The organism is Mesorhizobium sp. M0500 (assembly GCF_040321165.1).
Taxonomy (GTDB): Bacteria; Pseudomonadota; Alphaproteobacteria; order Rhizobiales; family Rhizobiaceae; genus Mesorhizobium.
On the sequence record NZ_JAMYRB010000032.1, the window covers coordinates 16,052 to 35,802 of the forward strand.

17 protein-coding genes are annotated in these 19,751 nt (G+C 61.4%); 12 read left to right on the forward strand and 5 right to left on the reverse strand.

Annotated features, from left to right (window positions below; genetic code table 11):
- The first annotated feature begins 1 nt into the window (after position 1).
- The 10 genes from NKI70_RS29890 to NKI70_RS29935 all read left to right on the forward strand — a co-directional run bounded on the left by NKI70_RS29890 (position 2) and on the right by NKI70_RS29935 (position 12,031).
- Complete coding sequence (locus tag NKI70_RS29890; RefSeq protein WP_023720449.1) at positions 2-295, forward strand: VirB3 family type IV secretion system protein; 294 nt, start codon at positions 2-4, stop codon at positions 293-295.
- The gene (locus NKI70_RS29895) at positions 292-2,694 is read left to right on the forward strand and encodes a VirB4 family type IV secretion/conjugal transfer ATPase (protein WP_352725848.1); all 2,403 of its coding nucleotides are present in this window, start codon (positions 292-294) and stop codon (positions 2,692-2,694) included. The genes NKI70_RS29890 and NKI70_RS29895 overlap by 4 nt, the downstream gene beginning before the upstream one ends.
- Positions 2,678-3,835 (forward strand): transglycosylase SLT domain-containing protein, encoded by a 1,158-nt coding sequence (locus tag NKI70_RS29900; protein ID WP_352725850.1) that lies wholly within the window; start codon positions 2,678-2,680, stop codon positions 3,833-3,835. The genes NKI70_RS29895 and NKI70_RS29900 overlap by 17 nt, the downstream gene beginning before the upstream one ends.
- Positions 3,836-3,844: 9 nt before the next feature.
- Positions 3,845-4,579: a type IV secretion system protein gene (locus tag NKI70_RS29905; RefSeq protein WP_352725852.1), complete on the forward strand. Its 735-nt coding sequence runs from the start codon at positions 3,845-3,847 to the stop codon at positions 4,577-4,579.
- 183 nt (positions 4,580-4,762) lie between these two features.
- Positions 4,763-5,806, forward strand: a complete 1,044-nt coding sequence (locus NKI70_RS29910) for a TrbL/VirB6 family protein (protein WP_352725854.1) — start codon at positions 4,763-4,765, stop codon at positions 5,804-5,806.
- An 8-nt stretch (positions 5,807-5,814) separates the two neighbouring features.
- Positions 5,815-6,591, forward strand: coding sequence for a VirB8 family type IV secretion system protein (locus tag NKI70_RS29915; protein ID WP_352725856.1), 777 nt, complete (start codon positions 5,815-5,817; stop codon positions 6,589-6,591).
- Entirely contained in the window at positions 6,588-7,385 is a 798-nt protein-coding gene (locus NKI70_RS29920; protein WP_352725858.1) for a TrbG/VirB9 family P-type conjugative transfer protein, read from the forward strand. The genes NKI70_RS29915 and NKI70_RS29920 overlap by 4 nt, the downstream gene beginning before the upstream one ends.
- Positions 7,385-8,848: a type IV secretion system protein VirB10 gene (gene virB10, locus NKI70_RS29925; RefSeq protein WP_352725860.1), complete on the forward strand. Its 1,464-nt coding sequence runs from the start codon at positions 7,385-7,387 to the stop codon at positions 8,846-8,848. Before NKI70_RS29920 ends, virB10 begins: the two co-directional genes overlap by 1 nt.
- Entirely contained in the window at positions 8,845-9,870 is a 1,026-nt protein-coding gene (gene virB11 / locus NKI70_RS29930) for a P-type DNA transfer ATPase VirB11 (protein ID WP_352725862.1), read from the forward strand. The genes virB10 and virB11 overlap by 4 nt, the downstream gene beginning before the upstream one ends.
- 13 nt (positions 9,871-9,883) lie before the next feature.
- A complete protein-coding gene (locus NKI70_RS29935) occupies positions 9,884-12,031 on the forward strand; it encodes a type IV secretory system conjugative DNA transfer family protein (RefSeq protein ID WP_352725864.1) in 2,148 nt (715 codons plus the stop codon).
- A 169-nt stretch (positions 12,032-12,200) separates the two neighbouring features.
- On the opposite strand, the gene NKI70_RS29940 is transcribed toward NKI70_RS29935, so the two are convergent.
- Both NKI70_RS29940 and NKI70_RS29945 read right to left on the reverse strand, forming a co-directional pair.
- A complete protein-coding gene (locus NKI70_RS29940) occupies positions 12,201-12,836 on the reverse strand; it encodes a LysE family translocator (protein ID WP_352725866.1) in 636 nt (211 codons plus the stop codon).
- 32 nt (positions 12,837-12,868) lie between these two features.
- The gene (locus NKI70_RS29945) at positions 12,869-14,017 is read right to left on the reverse strand and encodes a trans-sulfuration enzyme family protein (protein ID WP_352725868.1); all 1,149 of its coding nucleotides are present in this window, start codon (positions 14,015-14,017) and stop codon (positions 12,869-12,871) included.
- Between the two features lie 86 nt (positions 14,018-14,103).
- Here NKI70_RS29945 and NKI70_RS29950 point away from each other — a divergent pair, with 86 nt between their 5' ends.
- Together NKI70_RS29950 and NKI70_RS29955 are read left to right on the forward strand one after the other, a co-directional pair.
- The gene (locus tag NKI70_RS29950) at positions 14,104-14,769 is read left to right on the forward strand and encodes a helix-turn-helix domain-containing protein (RefSeq protein WP_352725870.1); all 666 of its coding nucleotides are present in this window, start codon (positions 14,104-14,106) and stop codon (positions 14,767-14,769) included.
- Between the two features lie 32 nt (positions 14,770-14,801).
- The gene (locus NKI70_RS29955; RefSeq protein WP_352725872.1) at positions 14,802-15,440 is read left to right on the forward strand and encodes an FMN-binding negative transcriptional regulator; all 639 of its coding nucleotides are present in this window, start codon (positions 14,802-14,804) and stop codon (positions 15,438-15,440) included.
- 195 nt (positions 15,441-15,635) lie between these two features.
- Here the strand turns inward: NKI70_RS29955 and NKI70_RS29960 are convergent, their stop codons facing one another.
- From NKI70_RS29960 to NKI70_RS29970, 3 genes are all read right to left on the reverse strand, one after another.
- Entirely contained in the window at positions 15,636-17,876 is a 2,241-nt protein-coding gene (locus NKI70_RS29960) for a relaxase/mobilization nuclease domain-containing protein (RefSeq protein WP_352725874.1), read from the reverse strand.
- Positions 17,873-18,445 carry a hypothetical protein gene (locus NKI70_RS29965; protein WP_352725876.1) on the reverse strand — a complete coding sequence of 191 codons (573 nt, stop codon included), beginning with the start codon at positions 18,443-18,445 and terminating at the stop codon, positions 17,873-17,875. The genes NKI70_RS29960 and NKI70_RS29965 overlap by 4 nt, the downstream gene beginning before the upstream one ends.
- Positions 18,446-18,690: 245 nt before the next feature.
- Positions 18,691-19,743 carry a DUF7146 domain-containing protein gene (locus NKI70_RS29970; protein WP_352725878.1) on the reverse strand — a complete coding sequence of 351 codons (1,053 nt, stop codon included), beginning with the start codon at positions 19,741-19,743 and terminating at the stop codon, positions 18,691-18,693.
- Positions 19,744-19,751: the final 8 nt, after the last annotated feature.

Consider the following 19,751-nt stretch of genomic DNA (forward strand, 5'->3'; position numbering starts at 1 on the left):
CATGGATGACGAGGAAGTCTATGTCGAGCCGGTCAGCCTGCCACTGACACGCCCCCCGATGAAATGGGGAGTGCGCTATGAGGTCTTCGCTCTGAACGGCATCCTGGCGGTTATCGGCTTCATTGCCACGAGCAGCTTCATGCTCGGCCTTGGCGTGTTCGGCGTGGTGCATCTGGTCAGCGCATATCTGTGCCAGCGCGACCCCTACATGTTTCATATTTTCGAGCGGCGCGTCTCCAAACGCGGAGCGGTGGCGAACCTTACTTTCTGGGGCGCGCGGAGCTATTCGCCATGAGCCTCGATGCCGACCTGAAATTTGGCCGCGAGCGCCGGCGTGAAAAACCCGCGGCGATGCACATCCCTTACCTTCGCCATGTCGATGACAATCTGATCGTGACGAAGAGCGGCTTTCTGATCGGCGTCATCCAGCTCAGTGGCCTGCCCTTCCAGACGATGGACCAAGCCGAGTTGAACAGCCGCATGTTCAACCGCAACACGACGTTCCGCAATCTCTCGACCTCTCGATTTGCGGTCTACACAACGATCATCCGCCGCCACGTAACGCCGGAGATCGAAGGCGACTTTGACAATCCTTTCGTGGCCGAGCTCGACGCCCGCTACATGGATGAGCTTGGGGCGAAAAACCTTTTCGTCAACGAGGCGTATCTGGCGGTCATACGCCGACCGATGGTCGGTCGCGTCGGCTGGGTGGACAAGGCGCTCAATGCGTTCCGCATCAGTACCGCGGGCGAAGAAACCCGCGAAGAGGCGATGGCCGAACTGCATGACGTTCTCGACGGAGTCGTCAAGGATTTTACGGCTTATGGTGCACGTCTTTACGGGGTCGTGAAGCGCCGCAACGGCTTCTTTTCCGAGCCGGCGGAATTTTTGGCGAAGATCCTCGCCGGCGGCATCGGCGTGGAAATGCCTTTGCCGCGCATGAGCCTTGGTGACGTGCTGGCGACGCGGCAGCTGTTTTTCGGCAAGTCCGCGCTGGAATTCCGCGGACCGGACGCAGGCAAGCTTGGCGCCATGGTGTCAATCAAGGAATACCCCCCGTTCACCGCGCCGGGCTCTTTGGACGGTCTCTTGCGCCTGCCGCATGAGTTTGTCCTGACGCAGAGTTTCGCGATCGAAGACCGTGTAACGGCGATGCGCAGGATCAACACCATCGCGAACCAGGTTGAGGGATCGGACGAGGCGGGCACGACGGTCGAGGAGTCCGTCCACGACGGCGCCGACAAGCTGGCCGGTGGCGAAGTGGTCTTCGGACAACATCATATGAGTGTCATGGCCTTGGCATCGGACATGACTGGGCTCAACCGTGCGCTATCCGACATTACGGCCGAACTTTCGCGCATGTCGATCGTGCCGGTCCGCGAGACACTGAACACGGAACTAGCCTTTTGGGCGCAGCTGCCGGGAAATTTCAGCTACATCGCGCGACGTGCGTTGATCTCGTCGCTTAACTTCGCCGGCCTTTTTTCAGGACACAATTTCCCGTCGGGCCAACGCGAGAGGCTGCACTGGAAACGCCCTATTGCCTTGCTCGAAACGACCAGCCAGACGGCCTACTACTTCAATTTCCACGTTCACGATGTCGGGCACTTCACGGTGTTCGGCCCGACCGGCTCGGGCAAGACCGTGGTGCTGTCCTTCCTGATGGCGCAGGCCATGCGCATCATGCCGCGTCCGCGATGTGTATATTTCGACTACATGCGCGGCGCTGAAATTTTCGTGCGGGCGCTCGGCGGGCGCTACGAGGTGATGGAGCCTTCCCAGCCGACCGGGTTTGCGCCATTGCAGCTCGAGGACACCGCAGAAAACCGTTCTTTCCTGGAAGATCTGCTCATCTACATTTTGACCCCGGAAGGCGGCGCGCTGGACGTGGCGGAAATGCGCGTCATCAACGCCGCCGTCGACATGATCTACAAGATCCCGCGCGAACAGCGGACCTTCGACCTGCTGCCGGAAGTGCTGCGGGGGTCGCTCATGCCCGGCATGAACGATCTGGCCGCGCGGATACAGCCGTGGCTCGACCCGAAGGACAAGGGCTGGCTTTTCAACAATCCCGTCGATCTCATCGATTTCTCGAAGCCGGTTGTCGGCTTCGACATGACAAAGATTCTGGGCGACCGAAAGCTGCGCTCGGCGGCGTTGCTCTATATCTTTCATCGTCTTGAGGACGTCATCGACGGCTCGCCGATCATGCTCTTCCTCGATGAAGGCTGGAAGCTGTTGGATGACGAGGTTTTCGCCGCCTTCATCAACGAAACTCTGAAGACCATTCGTCGCCGCAACGGCGTGGTTGGCTTTGGCACGCAGACGGCGGAGGACGTCGTCAATTCCTCCATCTCGTCGTCGCTGATCGAGCAAACGAAGACCAACATTTTCTTCCCCAACCCGAAGGCGAGCAAGGACTCCTACGTCGAGCGCTTCTCGCTGACAGCGAAGGAATTCGAGTTCGTGCGCCGCACCGCGAAGGAAACACGCACCTTCCTCGTCAAGCACGACAGCGACTCGATCGTAGCCAAGCTCGATTTGTCGGCGATGCCCGATCTCATCAAGGTCCTGTCCTCGAACGAAGCCAACAGCAAGGAATGCGCGCGGCTCCGGGAGACCTTCGGCGACGAGCCGGAGATGTGGCTGCCATACTTCTGCGGATGGGAGAACGAGCATGACGAAGCGGCTTAGCAGCGCTTGTCTGGCCCTGGCTCTCGCGACGGCGGAAAGCATGAGCGTGGCTGTCGCTCAGATCGCGGTCATCGACGGGCAGAACCTCGACAAGCGGCAAGAGGACGAGCAGCACAGCACGAAGTCGGATGAGGCCAAGAAGGACGAAACCGACAAGAAGAAAAGCGTCGTCTGCACCTATTCGAACAAATACCGCTCACAGATGTTTCGCCGGTCGCCTGCTGAAGCGCTGCAGCGCGACGCGGGCAACGTGAAGATGATCCGCTACTATGCGCAAAAGTACGGCGTTCCCGAAGGCCTGGCGCTCTCCGTCGCCTATCAGGAATCGCGCTTCGACACATGCGCCGGGAGCCACACCGGCGTCAAAGGCGTCATGCAGCTGACCAAGGGCACCGGCAAGTCCATGGGACTGGACCGTGACGTGAACGAGCAGAATGTCGAAGGCGGCGTCAAATATCTCGGAATGGGCGTGAAGCAATGCGGGGCGACGAATTACACCTGTCTCGCCTCCTTCTACAACGGATCGAACGCAGGGGAGCAGAGCCAATGGGCCGGCGGTGTCGGCCGTTGGAACAGCTACTTCAACGACTATGTGTCGAGCGGCAAGGCTCCGGCCGCCGCGCCGCCACCATTCTCGATCGTAACGGCCGGTGGCGCAGGCGGCACGGCCCAGGACGCGGCCATGGGTGCGGTCAGGAAGGCGGCTGGCGGCCTCGGTTCAAGCTCATCGCAGATGGGCGCCAACGACGCGGCAATCGACGCGCTGGCGGGTAACGTTGGCCAGGTGACCGAATACAAGGACGCCTGGGAGCTGAACTCGTCGGCTCGTGGGATCAACGCCGATGTCACCAACCAGTACCTCGCCCAGGCGGGGGATCTTACGACGTTGCTGGCCCAACTTCTATCGTTGCAGAATGTTCAGGCATCGCAGTCGGCCAAACTGATGCAACAGCCAAAGAGCGGCTCTCCAAACCCGTTCTCTTGTGATCCCGCGGAACTGGAACGGTTGAGGATCGATCGCGGCCGGTGGCTACCATGCGCACTTGAGAACGCGGGGGCAAGCTCGGCCGACAGTCGCTCGATGATCATCACCAGTGATCCTGCCGGCGCTGCCAGCGTGATCAATTCTCTACAGCAATAGGAGGCTGACATGAAGAAATTCGCGATTGCCGGCAGTCTGGCGCTTTGGGCAAGCACGGCCCACGCACAGATTGCAGTCATCGATGGCGCCAATCTCGATGTCGCCCGCAAGAATGCGGACAACACCAACTCCATCATGGACTCCAACAAGGACATTCTGAAAAAGAGCGAGGAGATCCTGCAGGCTCTCAGCGGCAGTCGCGACGGTTCGCTCGGGATCGGACAAATGGGCCTCGGCGGCAACATGTCGATTGCCCAGGCGCCGTCGTTCGGGTCGATCCTGAACGGCGGTGCGCTTTCGTTTGGTGGCCTGTCGCCCGAAATACAGAAAATCGCCGGCGCCGTCATCAACGGGCTGCAGCTGGTGAAGCAGCTCCAGCAGATTGCCGGCAAGGAGACCAGCGCCGTCAACACCGCCTATGGCGGCAGCGTCAATGTAGCCTCGCTGCTAAGCGCATTGACCTCGCAGGCTTCGCAGGGCGTTACCCAGCGCCAACAGTCGCTGCAGTCAGCGAGCGGGCAGATTGGGCAGTCGCAGGACGTCAAGGGTTCGGTGGACCAGAACACACGAATGCAGCTGGAAAACGCGCGGGCCGTCAACGAACTGATCGGCGTCCAGAACGGCGCGGTCGCGGCTCTGAATGAGAAGCTGAAGGGAGATCTTCTTCGCCAGAGCCAGGTGCAGAAGATGATGACACCGCGCACCGTCAATCCGTTCGCGGAATTCGGCAAGAGCGGGGGCTGAGCGCTTGTCGGGGCGAGTCCTGCGCATATGCGTTGTGATTGGGCTCGGCGCAGGGCTTTTTGGATGCGCAAATCGCGAACTGAAAGCTCCGTGCGGGCCTTTGGCATATGCCCACGCCGACGAATGCGGCGCGCTGAAGCCGGTCAATCCAACTCCGTTCGCCAGCATCGTTGACGAGGATCCATGAACGGTCTCGCCGCAAGCATCCTCGGTGGCATTGACAACATCGGTGAGGACTTCGTTCGCACCGTCTATATGCAGTTGGGCAATGCGATGGGCAACGTCTTCACCCTGATGCTGACCCTCTATATCGCGTGGTGGGGCTATTCGATCCTGAGCGGGCGAGAGTCGATTTCGCCAATCGAAGCGGCCTATCGCCTCGGCCGCGCCGTCATCATCTATCTGCTGCTGACCGGATGGGGCACATTTTCCGCGACGATCTATCAGCTCGTGCAAAGCATTCCCGACGAGGTCGGTAAGGTGATCGTCGGCGCCGTGTCGCGGGCCACCGGCAATCAGCTTAGCGACCAGGCGGCAATTCCAGCGCTGATCGACAATCTCTACCAAGGGGCTCAGGACGTCGCCAATCAGGTCTACAGCGGATCCTTCTATGACATTTTTGGTGCGCTGTTGTCGCTGCTCGTTCTGCTGTCGGCCATCATCTTCGCAGCGCTTGCCATTGCCGCGATCATCGCCGCCAAAGTGATGTTGTTCATCACGCTGGCCTTGGCGCCGATATGGATCATCCTTTGGCTTTACCGATGGTCCTCGCGCATGAGCGAAGGCTTTCTTTCGCTGACCACCTTCCTGATGATCCAGCAAATCCTGATCTACGGCTTTCTCGGTTTCTATTTCTCGCTCGTCAACGCGGCGCTGAACACCGCCACATCCGGCGGAGCGACCATGGACAGCAAAATGTCGCTGGTGCTGCCGCTGGTGCTGGTGACGATCATCGGCATCTACGTTCTCATGCAGATACCCTCGATTGCTTCGATCCTGAATGGCGGCGGGTATCTCAGCACCATGGGCGCTCGCTACTCATATGGGACGTTCGGCAGGAATGCCGTGCGCTACTCCGGCGCGCGATGGGCCGCAGGCCGCGCCGCTCGGGGCGCCCGGCAGCTCGCGACAAACAGTTTTCGATCTTCGCGAGCAGCCAGGGCCGATGCCGCAACCCGGACCGCTATCCAGCAAGGTGCGCGCGATAACTCCAGGCCTCTGGCCTAGACCACACAATGATCACCGATCGCGGTGCTGGATCAGATGCGTCCCGAAAACGAGGCAATAGTAAAGTGGCAATTCCAATGGAAACAGCTGCTAACAGCAGCAGCGAACTCGTCGACAAGCGCTATTACAGGGCGGGCGCGACCTGGGAAGACGACACGCACAGGTCAATGCGTCGATCGCGTACATTGGCCTGGATCGTCAGCGGCGTTTCCGGACTGGTGGCGGTGCTGTCGCTGCTGGCGCTCGTGCTGATCCTGCCGCTCCGGCAGTTCGAACCGTATGTTGTCGAGGTCGACAAATCGACGGGCTACCTCGAGATCATGCGCGCGCTGAAGCCTGGAGATTTATCCCAGAACGAGGCCGTCACGGCGGCCAATCTGGTGCGCTATATCAGGGCCCGCGAAACCTACGATTCGCGTGAACTGAAACAGAATTACGACCTGGCGCAGCTCTACTCGACCGACGCCGCGTCCAAGGATTTGACATGGCTTTATACGCCAGCAAACCCACAATCGCTGGACAAGATTTTTGGCCGCAATGTCACTATCTCGGTCGAGATCAAGTCGGTTTCCCTGCTCAATCGCAACACAGCCTCGGTGCGCTTTGCCACGATGACGCGGCGGGACAATTCGTCCACAGCCGACAATTGGGTGGCGGTGATAAAATTCCGCTACACCTCAACGCCGCTCAAGAACGAATGGCGTTTTGACAACCCGTTGGGATTTCAGGTTACGGATTACCGCCGCGACCAGGAATCGGCGCCGGCCGCGGGGAGCCTGCAATGAGATGGCGCGCGGGCCTCGTCCTATCGGCCGCCTTTCTGCTCGGCACGATTCACGGCGCGGCCGCACGCGACGGCCGCATCCGATATGTCACCTTCAACAATGACGACGTGACGTCGGTGCGCGCCGCTCTTGGGATTTCCACGATGGTCGAACTCAGTCCGACCGAAGTCATCGAAACCGTGTCGGCTGGCGACACGAAAGGCTGGTCGATCATCCCCAAACGCGGATCGCGATTTCTGTTCGTCAAGCCGCTGGAGCGCGATGCGTGGACCAACGTCAACGTGGTCACAAACCGGCGCGTCTATTCCCTGCTGCTGCAGGCGACTGACAATAGCCGTGACCGGGCATCCTTCCAGGTCCGGTTCAAATACCCGGACGAGGACATCAACGCGCGGCTGCTTACACAGGCCAAGGAGAGCGCCGCCGATCCGGATTTGAAGGATCTGAACTATGCCGATCTCAACTACGACTATGCCTACAAGGGCGAGGACAGCTTGAAGCCGCGCACCGTATTCGACGACGGCACCAAGGTGTTTCTGGAGTTCAAGGGCGACATTCCGGCGATCTTCGTTGTCGACGACAAGCGTCGGGAGTCGCTGGTCAACGTTCGCACGCAGGGCAAATACACCGTCATCGACAAGGTCGCACGGCAATTCACCTTGCGGGCCGATGGCAAGACGCTCTGCCTCTACAACCGGGCGCGATCCAACGCCATCGATCCCGTCGAGCAAGTCTACGGTCCAACGAAACTGACAGGCGGTTCCACCCTGTTCGGATCCAGCGGAGGGCGGTGATGACCCAGATCGATTATAACCAACTGGACGGCAGCCCAACGGTGGCGCGCCGTGGTGCCGGCGTGGGTACCAGGATCGCATTGGTCAGCCTCGGCGTAGTGCTGGTAGGCGCGCTGATATGGCTCAACTGGCCCCGGGAGCCTGTATCGCGAGATGTTCGCAGCGATGGCGAGGAAAATTTCAATCCGCCAGAGTTCCGCCCGCCGGCGTTGAACGAGCCGCCGCAACCTGCCGACGGCACGATCGACCAGATCGTGGTGCCGCCACCGGCCGCCGACCAGGGTGGCACGCAACAGGCCGATAATGTCGATCAGACGGTGCAGGAGGGCTCGGATCTCGATGCGCAGCGGCGCGCGCTTGAGGCGCAAATGGCTGCCGAGGAGGCTCGCCGCAAGGCCGAGGAGGACGAAGCTCGCCGCAAGGCCGCGGCTGAGGACGAGGCTCGCCGTAAGGCAGAGGCCGCCGATCATGAAAAAGCGGTGTGGGAACGCCTGCGGTCGAACCAGATGGTGACGAATGATCAAACCGGCTCGACGGATGCCGGCGCCCAGGCGGCACAGGTCGAAATCGCGCCCGACGGTCAGATCCTTCCGGTCCCCGGCGCCGACAGTGATCCCAACAAGGCATTCCTGGCGCAGTCTGAGGCAAGTTCTTCCGGCATCGTCAAAGCCAGGGTCTTCCGGCGCACCGATGCGTTGATCCCAGAGGGAACGATCCTTCGCGGCTATTTAGAAACCGCGATCAACACCGACCTTCCCGGCGCCGTGCGCGCTGTCGTGCGTGAGGATGTCTTCTCGCTCGACGGCAGGCGGATCCTCATTCCGAAGGGCTCGCGACTGACCGGGGAATATCGCTCGGGGCTTGCGCGCGGTCAGAAGCGTGTTTTCATCGTCTGGAGCAGGGTCATCCGCTCGGACGGCATTTCCGTTGATATCAAATCGCCTGGTGCAGACGCGCTCGGCCGCGGTGGCATGGGCGGCCGTGTCGATACCCACTGGGTTGAACGGTACGGTAACGCCATCATGCTTTCCGTCGTTGGCGGCGTCTCTGAATATCTGTCCTCGCTTGGCGATAGCGGGCAAGATGGCCAACAGCGCCAGGTGTCGACGATCGATCCCGTAACCGGTGAGACCACGACCGTAACCTATGGTGGCAATGGCTCGCAGCGCGACGCCCGCGGCATCGCCTTCGACAAGTCATCGACCGCCTTGCAGCAACTCGCGCAGGAGGCATTTCGCGACACGCAGAACATTGGCCCGACAGTCTATGTCGACCAGGGCACCTCGGTCGTCGTGCTGGTGCGGCGAGATCTCGATTTCTCGGACTTGTACGCGGATCCAATCCAGGAAGAAGTGGCGCGCCTGAAGGCAGGTGGGCGACCGAAGACGGCGATCGATCCGACGCCTCTCTACACGACGCCAAAGGATAATTTCTATCCCGGCTATGGGAGTCCGGTGAAATGAATGCCGTGCATCCCCTCCCCGACCCATGGGCGAGAGCCCCGGTCCTGCGCGCTCATCTGGAGCCGATATGGTCCTATTTGAACGAAGACGCGGTGTCCGAGATTGCGATTAACAGGCCGGGTGAATTGTTCATCGAACGCCTCGGCGCGAAGGCAATGGAGCACGTCGTCAAGCGAGAGGTCACGCCCGGGTGGATTAGGCATATCTCGACAGGCGTCGCTTCGGCGACCAATCAGGTCATCAACGAGGAAAAGCCGGTCCTGTCAGCTGCTCTACCCTCGGGAGAGCGCATCCAATGCATCTTGCCGCCCGCGGCTCCCGAAGGCGGGGCTATCTCGATCCGCAAGCAGGTCATCATGGATATGAGCCTTGATGCCTACAACAATCTCGGCGCATTCGAGAACGCGGCGATGGGCGCCGGCTTGGCGCTTTCAACAGAAGAAAAGCGACTTGTGGAAATGCTGCACGACACGTCGCCGATGGACTTCCTGCAATATGCGGTGCGCAACCGCGTCTCGATCGTCGTTTCAGGTGGTACGTCGACTGGCAAGACGACGTTCTTGAATGCGCTCTTGAAGGAGATTCCGCCCCATGAACGGATCATCACCATCGAAGACACCCGAGAACTGAGGCTGCCGGCTCCCAACAACGTCACCCTGATAGCCTCGAAGGGCGACCAGGGCCTTGCCAAAGTCTCCGCGCAACAGCTGCTCGAAGCGTCGCTTCGCATGCGACCCGACCGTCTGCTATTGGGCGAGTTGCGCGGCGCTGAGACCTTCGCGTTTCTCCAGGCGATCAACACCGGCCATCCGGGTTCGCTCACCACCGTTCATGCCAATTCCGCCCGGTCCGCCTATGAGCGGCTGGCGCTGATGGTCATGCAGGGCAGTTCGGGCCTCTCACGAAGCGAAATCCTCGACTATCTGCGCGAGGTCATTCCGGTGGTCGTTCAGATGGTCCGCACCGAAGGCGGACGGCGCGGCATCAGCGAGATCAAGTTCACCAAGGCGGAGACAATCTAGCGGGGGCCCATCCATGCAGAAAGTCGCAACAGCAATTTTCATGATGCTTATGGCGATGGCCCTAGGCGTCCTGCTCTTCACGGTCGCCTATGCCGCGACTGATTGGTACCGGACCGGCTCCCACGTGCTGTTCGACCAGCTGAACGCCAATCCCTTGCCGGTCGTTCGTCAGGCCTGGGCGGACACGATGGCGAGGGATCTTGGCCGGGTGCAATACGCCATTGCCGCGGGAGTATTAGGGTTTCTCTTGCCACTGGTCAGCCTGTTTCTCATGCGCCCGAGAAAGCGCAATGACTCTCGCTTCATGACGATGAGCGACGTATCGAAAACCGGCCTGACGAAAGTGGGCGGCGTCTTCGTCGGTCGAGCCGGCGGTAGGCTTGCCGAAATTATGTCGCCGCGCCGCGATCAGCGCTCAGGCAAGATCCGCTTGACCCAGCGCAAACTGATCGGCGGCAAGAAATTGTGGATTGATGGCGATGATGTCGGCGGCTTCGTCATAGGGCCGCCGCGCTCCGGTAAAGGCACGTCTCTCATCATCCCGAACGCCCTCACCTGGCCGCATTCGCTCGTGGTTCTCGACCTACGGGGTGAGACCTATGCGGCCACCGCCGGTTACCGTTCGACCATGAGCCGCGTGGTGCGTTTCGCGCCGGCTGATCCGGACGGCAATACCGCGTGCTACAATCCGATGGACTTTATTTCCCTGGACTCAGCACAGCGCGACATCGACCTTCGCAACATCGCTGCGGCGTTGTTTCCCCGACCGCCCTCAAATGCAGACCCGTATTGGGTTAATGATGCCCGCCTCCTTTTTACCGGCATTGCGTCCTTCGTCATGGAATCGCCTGCGATCCCGAACGAGAAGAAGACCTTTGCCACAATCCTCGAGGTCATGAACGGCGCCGAGCAGCCGCTCCTGGAGTTCATCGGCTCGCTACGCGAGGAACGCCGCCGCGAATGCTCGCATTTTACGCTGCAGACCCTGCTGCCATATTTCGAGATGTCTGAGCGGCAGTTTTCCGGGATCTACGCCGGCGTACGCACCGGCATGGCCCCCTTTCTCAACGAGCGCCTGATGCGCGCTACATCGCGCAGCACCTTCGATATTCGCAAGCTCAAGCGCGATCGGATTTCCCTCTATCTCGATGTGCGGCGTGAGCAGATTACGTCGCTTGGACCGTTGTTCAACGTTCTGATTACGCAAATGATGAACTTCATGTCGGAAACCATGCCGCGTGCGGACGAGCGTCCGGTGCTTGTGCTGCTCGACGAGTTCCAGAACCTCGGCAAGCTGGAGAACGTGACCGAAATGGCGAGCGTGCTCGGCGGCAACGGCGTTTCCATGTGGTTTTTCGTGCAGTCGCTGAAGGCTGTAGACGAGATCTATCGCCAGGAAGGGCGCAAGACGCTCATCAACGCGGCTCGCGTACAGATCTTTTTCGGTGCGCAGGACGCTGACGATCTGCGCTACGTGTCCGAGCAGCTCGGTGAAACGTCGGACGTGCAAAAGGACGTGACGCGCACCAAAGCGACGTTGTTCGACACTTATTACACGCGCTCGGAGCACCGCAAGGAAGTGCGGCGGCCCCTCATGCGGCCGGATGAAATCCGTACGCTCGACAAGAACAAGGTCATCATATTGCCGCGCGGCGAACTGCCAATCCTCGGCACGCGCAATTTCTATTTCGCCGACGGCCAGCTCGCTAAACGCGCGTTCATGCCCCTGCCCGCCTCTACCGACGTTTCGCGCTCGAAAAGACCTGCGCTGGACTCCTCTGTGGCGGTTCCATCTCCTGCGCTCTCGACGATTGTGCCGACAGCACCCGCGTACCGCTCAGGCCTCTTGCAGACCCGCCTGCGACGCGGCGCGACATTTGCCGCAAAAGCAGGCCGGATAGCTCCGTCACTGGGCCGGCGCGCAATCGTGAAAGACCGCCTGGAAGCAACAGACGCTGCAGCCATACCAGCTTATGCCGTTATAGATTTTACCGCTTTGGCCGCCAAAGCCGTGACAACACGCATAGCGCCCGACAAAGAAGCGGCGGTTGCGGCGATCCTGAACAAGGTGCGGTCCCTGCGCGCCAACGCATCCGACACCGAGACTTTCGATCGAAATCTGAGCATCGTCGAAGATGCTTTGCCTGATCTAGTCGATTAGCCAAGCAATCTACGGCGATCGCTAACAACAAGCCTCCAGCCCAACCGCGACAGGCCGCATTTTTGATGCGCCAGCCGCCACGTAAAGCGGTGCCAGAGATACCTCCGCCCCAGGGACTTGACCCCTCGCTCCCGCTCCTCGTCGCGAGGCAGTTGTTCAGGAGATTCTTTCAGGTTCGCCAAAGCAGGAGCCGCAGCCCTGCAAAACCAAAGGCGGCGGCTAAAACAACTTCAATGCCTCGCCGCGCCCGACGGTACATCCTGACCATGGGCTGCGTGGAAAACACGACGGCATACCCGCAAAATATTGTAACGCTGAGCACCGCACATCCTGCAAGGATGACGATGACATCCGTAGGCGAGGCGTCCGGCCCAAGGCCTAGCGTCACCAGTGCAATCCAGGCGAGAATCGATTTCGGATTGCTGAGGTGCATCAGCAAACCGCGCCTGTAGAGACCGAGCCCTGAGATCGGCCGGCGTGCTGTACTAGGCGTGGCATCATGCTGGTCCGGTGTCAGAGCACCCCTTCCTGCCTTGAAAGCTAAATAGAGCAGATAACAGCCTCCGAGAATCTTTAGAATGACGAGCGCCTGGGCGTAGCTTGCCAAAAGCGCGGAGATGCCTGTCGCCGCCATGATGCCCCAAAAAATCGATCCGGTGACGACGCCGGCTGACAAAGCAAGGGCTGCTTGGCGCCCTTGCTGCATTGCCGTTCCCATGATCCGCATTGTGCTGGGACCCGGGCTCCCCGCTGCAACGACGTAGGCCGTATAGACAATTAGCAGGTGGTTCAGATGGTTGAGCATCTTGGATCTTTCGCCGGTCTCTCACGCCTGATTCATTTGGGAACTACGCCCCCAGACGTCGCACTGAGAGCCTGCATCAGGTCGTCAATGATGTCCTGAGGGTGCTCGAGCCCCACGGACATTCGCAGCAATCCGCCTGGCGCTTTGGACTTCGCACCCTCGACGGATGCGCGATGCTCGATCAGAGAGTGCGTCCCTCCAAGGCTTGTCGCACGGACAACAAGGTTGAGGCGGTCAGCCACCGCCATCGCGGCATCGGTTCCACCTTCGACGATAAAGGAAAGCATCGCTCCGTAACCGCTCATCTGCCGCGTAGCCAGATCGTGTCCCGGATCATCTTGCAGGCCTGGAAAGAGCACTTTCTCGACGCGTGGGTGAGACGCCAAGGCCTCGGCAACCTTCTGGGCGCCTTCACAATGAGCGCGCATGCGGATCGGCAATGTCTGCAGGCCCCGCAATGCCAGCCAACAGTCGAATGGCGCTGCGACGCTGCCCTTGTGTTTCTGGACCATCCGTAGCGGCCGTCCGAGAGGCGATGAATGCGGCACAACAACGACGCCCGCCATCAGATCCGAGTGGCCGCCAATGTACTTTGTTGCCGAGTGCATGACCGCGTCCGCCCCAAGTTCAAGCGGGTGCTGAAGCACGGGCGTTGCCCACGTATTATCCACCGCCGCGATGGCGCCGGCCTCGTGCGCGATTTTGCAGATGGCCGAAATGTCGACAACGCGGATCATCGGGTTAGACGGCGTCTCGACCCACACGAGGCCAGTCCGCTTTGAGGTGACCGCATCGCGCACCGCATCCAGATCCCGCATATCGACCGCGGCGAAGTCGAAGCGAGAGCCGATATCCGTTTCGTCCATCAGCGAGCGGATGCCAAAATACATATCATCAGGAAGGACGATCCGTCCCGTCGAGGGATGGCTCTCAAAGACCGCAGCGATTGCAGCCATACCCGACGCAAAGGCTATTCCTTCGTGTCCGCCCTCGAGCGCGGCCATCGCCGACTCGAATGCATTACGCGTCGGGTTTGCATCACGCGTGTACTCGAACCCAAACGGAAACGAACCGTCGGCATCGCGCTCGAAGGTCGTGCTGGTATGAAGCGGTATTGAAACCGCGCCCGTGGATGGATCGACAGCTCGACCGCTGTGGATTGCCTTCGTTTCAAAGCGCACTGGCCAATTCCTGTTTAAGGCGCGCTTGCCATTTTGCGCCGGTCATTATATTGACCGTATGCGATGCGAGAGGCCAAGTCAATATAATGACCGACACCCCGACACCTTTAGAGACCGAGCAGGCGCTCGGCCAGGCGATTGCGATCCGGATCCAGGATCTGAGACGCGACCAAAACCTGACCCTTGATCGACTGGCCAAACTGACTGGCCTGTCGAAAGGGACGGTTGTCGCGCTTGAGCAGGGTAAGGCAAACCCGAGTATCGGCATCCTTTGCCGCCTGGCGGCGGCGTTCTCGCTATCGGTTGCCGATCTGCTGAACGACGAACCTTCCACAGCACCCGACCACCCGATCGAACGGAGTATTTCCAGGACGCTTTGGACGAGCACCAAAGGCAGCCGGGCACAGCTTCACACATCGACGTCGGGACGCACGATGTTCGAACTTTGGAGCTGGGTCCTTATGCCGGGTGACGTGTTTGCCGCCGATGCGCACAGTCCCGATACGCGCGAACTGCTCTCGGTTACGCAAGGCGCCGTCACGGTCACGGTAGGCAGCCACGAGATCATCCTAAATGCAGGCGAGAGTGCGCGCCTCGTTACGGATCAATCCCACTCGTATGCCGCGGCATCTGACGTGCCCGCCCACTTCTCGATGGCGGTGCTTGAGCGCGGTGGACAGCGGATTCCGGCACCCTCTTCGCAGGCAGCAACGTCGCCCCTGGCTGTCTCGGAAGACCTCGCTAACCACTGACAACTGCCCCCTTCACGATAGGAGATCCACCTTTGTACGTTCCTCCGCATTTCGCCGTGCCCGATCAGAACGCCCTCTTTGATCTTATCGAACAACACCCGTTTGGTATCCTGATCACCCACAGCAACGGCTCCCTCGACGCCAATCATATCCCCTTCGAGCTCGACCGCTCAAAGGGCGACAAGGGCGTCCTCAATTGCCATGTCGCCCGTAAAAACCCGGTCTGGACGGAGGTTGCCAATGGTGATGAAGTCCTCGTCGTCTTCCGAGCGGCCGACGCTTACATCTCGCCGAACTGGTATCCCAGCAAACACGAATTCCATAAGCAGGTGCCGACCTGGAACTATCTCGTTGCCCACGCCCATGGTCGCATTACTGTTCGGGACGACGAGCGCTATGTGCGCCGCAACGTCGCGAAGCTCACTCACATGCACGAGGCCAACCAGCCGGCCCCGTGGAAGATGGGCGACGCGCCGAAGGATTTCATTGACACAATGGCAAAAGCGATCGTGGCCTTGGAGATCGAGATCACCAGCCTGGTTGGAAAATTCAAGCTCAGCCAGAACAAGGAGCTGCGCGACATCCAGAACGCCGGGGAGACGCTGACTGCTCAAGGCGCTGTTGAGGTGGGCCAGGCGATGCTCGCAGCGGCAGCGGCCAAATCCCAATAGCAACTATCTTGTCCCGACAAAGCACAGGTGCTGGATTCCCAACGGGTGACCTTGAGCCGGAAACGGGACCAGGATCTGACAACTGCGATGCGGTAGCAATTTCGATATCATGCCCGCAAACCGAGGCACGAACGAGCCTCAGCGACATTGTCCCTGCACCCTCCCGCGCCTTAAGGGCCGGCAATCGATCTTTGCTCAGCGCTCGTAATCGTTATCATTCGAGCGCTGGGTCTTACGGTCCTGTTCTTCAGCCTGCTGAGCCTTCTGCTTGTTGGCGTCCTTCTGCTTGGCTCTCACCTTCTCCTGCCCGGTGCCTGTGCGCGGCTCCTCAGGCTGGTGGGGATCGGCCCGAGTTGGAAGGTCGCGCCCTCGCGCCTCGCGCTCGGGGATCGGCTCGCCGCCGCCACCACCACGACGCTGTTGCTGCCGCTCGAATTGCAGCCGTGCGAGACGGTCATGCATCTTGTCGTTGACCTCTTCACGATACTGTTGGAACTGCCCTTGATGCGCCGGCGGCAGCGTCTCGCGCATGTTGTCCAGAGCCTGATTGACGCGGGCCATCTGACGCCGCATTTCCAAGGGGGTTTGCGCCATGTTCAAATCTCCTATCAGTGCATTCAATTCTCTCATACCGGGATGGGACAGGAAAGACTTCGGCCCCGATTGATCAGCTCCGCGACCCGCGGCAGGACCTGGTTGCCCCTCTCGTGTCCGGTCGCGACGGAACTGCAGAAAATTGTTGCCGATCGACTCCGCTGCCGTGAGAGCCTGACCGACCACGCCCGCGGTCCGCATCGTCGTCACAGTCTTTTGCCATGCGGCAGCGATTGCATCGCCGTTCACGACAAGGGATTGTCCATCCAAACGGCGTTGCCGCTTGGCCTCCACCCGCTCGATCGTCCTGGCGCTTACCTGGTAGCGCGGATCGCTCTGGGCACGGTTGTAGGCTCCGGCATGCTCCTTCGTGAATGGCCGCGTCATCGCATGATCCATGCGCCGCGTCGCCACCATCGCGATGCCGTTCTCGCGTGCTTTTTCCGCAAAGGTCTCGCGCCAGGCGACCAGATCTGGCTTATAGAATTTCAGGCGCTCCCCGTCGGCTGACCGTGCCTGCACCATCGCGTGGATATGGACGTGCTTGGTGTCGTTGTGATGCGCCAGGACGAACTTGTATCCTGGCGCGCGCTCCTCGAGCACGGCGCGCGCCGCTGCCATGACGGCGTTGGCATCGGTGCCGGCTCTTGCCGAGAAAAGCAGGTGATAGGCATTGCGGCGCTCACGCCCCGAAAACTGCGGGCGCCATTGTTCGTAGACCGAAGCCGCCGCCTTGGCGGGGTTCCTCGCGCCCCGAATTGGCTCGCCGTTCGCAGTGCGGACGTCTTTGTTTGTACGGATGAACTTTTGCAAAAAGTATTTCGCTTTGGGTTCACGGCTGACGGCGGCAGTCACCTCTGCCTTGGCTACCACACCAGCCGCGCCCATGGCTTCAGACAAGCGCGTCTCGAACTTGTCGAGCGCCTTGCTGCGCGAATTTTCCCGACCACCGGCCAGCACCTTGGCAAGCGGCCCTGCCCGCTCATCGGTGTGTGCGTAAACCTGCACCGTCTGTTTATCCTGCGCATAGACGAACGGTTTTGCACCGAAGGCCTCGTTCAGCGCCTCGCTCAGGGCGGCATCGGTGACCTCGCCGGCGAGCTCGAAACGAACGTCGATAAAATTGGTGTTTTCCAGGGGCGGTTCGAACGTCTCGCAAAACGTCTCCAGAAACGCTTTTCGTGCGCCGCCTGTCGCAAGGACCTGCCCGCCCTCGTCAAAAATCTCGATGTCGTGTTTCTCGCCTTTTTCGTCCTCGCGCTTGCCGATGTAATTGAGCAGCCGAGCGGCGGCTTCCCTGGTCGACGGAGGATTGGGCATGACCTTGAACACGGCAGGCTGCGCGCCCGCCGCATAGCCTGCCCGTGCCGCCACGGCCCGCGCCTGATAGCCCGTCCGCGCCGCTCGCCCTGTAGCGCTCGCGCGACCCGCACCACGGCCGCCGCCGCCGCGCCGCTTCCAGTCTTCCTCCTCCTCTTCCGGCCGGAAACCGGCGAGCGTGGCGCCATAGACCATGATCGGCGCGCTAGGGGCCCTGGGCGAACTCGCAGCAGCAGTGGACTTCGGTGCCCTGCTGGACATGGAACTCCCCGCCGCCCCCAATCCTCCTGGCGACGAACGAGGGGCGCTCCTGCCGCCATCTGCCGGCGAGCCGGCTTGTCCTTGCTCGAGGCTTCCGCCGCCACCGGTCCGCTCATGACTCTTCATCACCTGGAATTCACCGGCCGCGCGTCGGGCGCCCGTCACGGACTTGTCGTCGTCGAGCTCCTCACGCTTCACGCCGGACTCGCCCCGCAGATAGCGTTCGATTTCGGCCGCGTAGCCAGCAAGACGACCGCTCATGGCCTGGCCTCCCTCGCCTTGCGTGACCCGCCAGTCATCGCCTTCAGTTCCTCGCGAAACTGCCGCACCAGGTTGCCCACGGCGACCAGCGCCTGTTCAAGATCCTCATCGTGGGCAACACGGCCGTCGTTCATGGCGCGCACGGCCTGATTGAAATTGATGCCAACGCGCCGCAGCTGATCGGTCATGTCCACGATCGCCGGCCGCAACGCCTCTGATGCGATAGGCAGATGCCCGACCTCTGCCCGCACCAGACGCCGGACGACCTCGCTGACGGTCACGCCGTCCCGCTCCGCAATGGCTTTAAGGTTGGCCAGCTCGTCAGCCGAAAACCGGATGTGCGTCACGAGATCGGGTTCGAGCCTGGTGTCCCCGAGCATGCCGGCGAAGGTTTCTACGATCCCGGCGAGGCCGGCCCGGATCACCTCGTCGTCGGGAAGCGGCCGAGGGTCAGGTTCGTCCTGATGCGGGCGATGGCCGTACATCTGCAGTTCAAGGATGACGCGGTCGGTCGGCGAGGAGGCGTGGGAGGGCTCGTAGCCGTCGTCGAGAGGAATGTCGTAGGTCATGGCGGTGTCTCCGTCGGTTGTGGCCGCGCCTATCGCGGCCTGACAGCGCATCCCGGCCGCGCCGCGGGCGCGGCCGCACCGAAGGCCGAAGCGCGAGCGGAGGACGGCGCAGCCGTTGCGGCCGTGACCGGGGGGTGGCAGGGGTCGCCTCTCGGGCAGGCCGCGGGCGCGGCCTCTCCGGTGGACCCCCGCCATATCTGCAGGCTGTCCGACGCCGCGCCGACCCGCGTGCCGGCCCGACGCGTTCATCCGGGCGGCAGGAAGAGACGGGCATCCTCCGGGAGGAGTTGATCGCGGAGCCATGCCGCGAGGTGGGCTTGGCCGAGATGACGCAGATCGTCGTTGAAGTCGCCGAGCTGCGGCCGCAGCACCAGGGCGAGAATCCCTGCCTCGCCTGCGCGCTGGCTGAGACGCTCTATGCCGTGCCGGCCGGCGGCGTCGGCATCGGCTGCGATGTAGAGGCGACGGCAGCCAGGCGGGAAGATCAGGCCGGCGAGGTGATTGGCTGAGGTGGCGCCAGCCAACGGCAGCGCCGGCATCACCGTCCGGAGCGACGCCATCGTCTCGAAGCCCTCGCCGGCGGCCATGAGGGGCGCATCGGACTGTTGGCCTAGCCAGATGCCGTTGCCCAGCAGGTGACCAAGCGAGCGGCGTGGATCGGCGACCGGCGCCTTGCCGACCTTGCCACTCGGGTCCAGCCCAGAGGACAGGTAAGTGCGCTGCAGGCCGGTGATACGCCCGTCGAGGCTGGTGACAGCGGCGATCAGCGCAGGCAGGGTCCGCCTCTCGCCCGTGACGAGATCCCTGTAGTAGCAGCCAGGATGGAAGCGCAGCGCGCGCTCATGCGTCGAAAGCAAAATGCCGCGACCGGCAAGATAGCGTTCGGCCAGCGTACCGGCGATCGGATGGGACATGGCGAACAGGCGACGCGCGGCGTCAGGCGAGCCGCGTGTCGCAGCAGGCTGGCGATGCGAGCCAAGGGGCTGGGGCGGTGGCAGCGGCATGGAGAGGAAGCGACGTGCTTCATCCGCGACCTCGCGGAAGTCGACCAGACCACAGCTCTGCTCGATGACGTCAAGCAGGTCGCCATGTTCCCCCGACGACTCGTCGACCCACTTTCCGGCTGCCTTGCCGCCCACCGCTTTGAGCCGCACATGCATGGAGCGGCCGCGCGTGTTGCGGACATCGCCGACCATCCAGTAGTTGCCGGAGCGATGGCCGTTGGAGAGATATTCGCGGCACACCGCCTCGGCATGTTCGCCAAGGCGGTGTGCCAGCTTGGAGGCCGAGACGGTCATGATCGTCT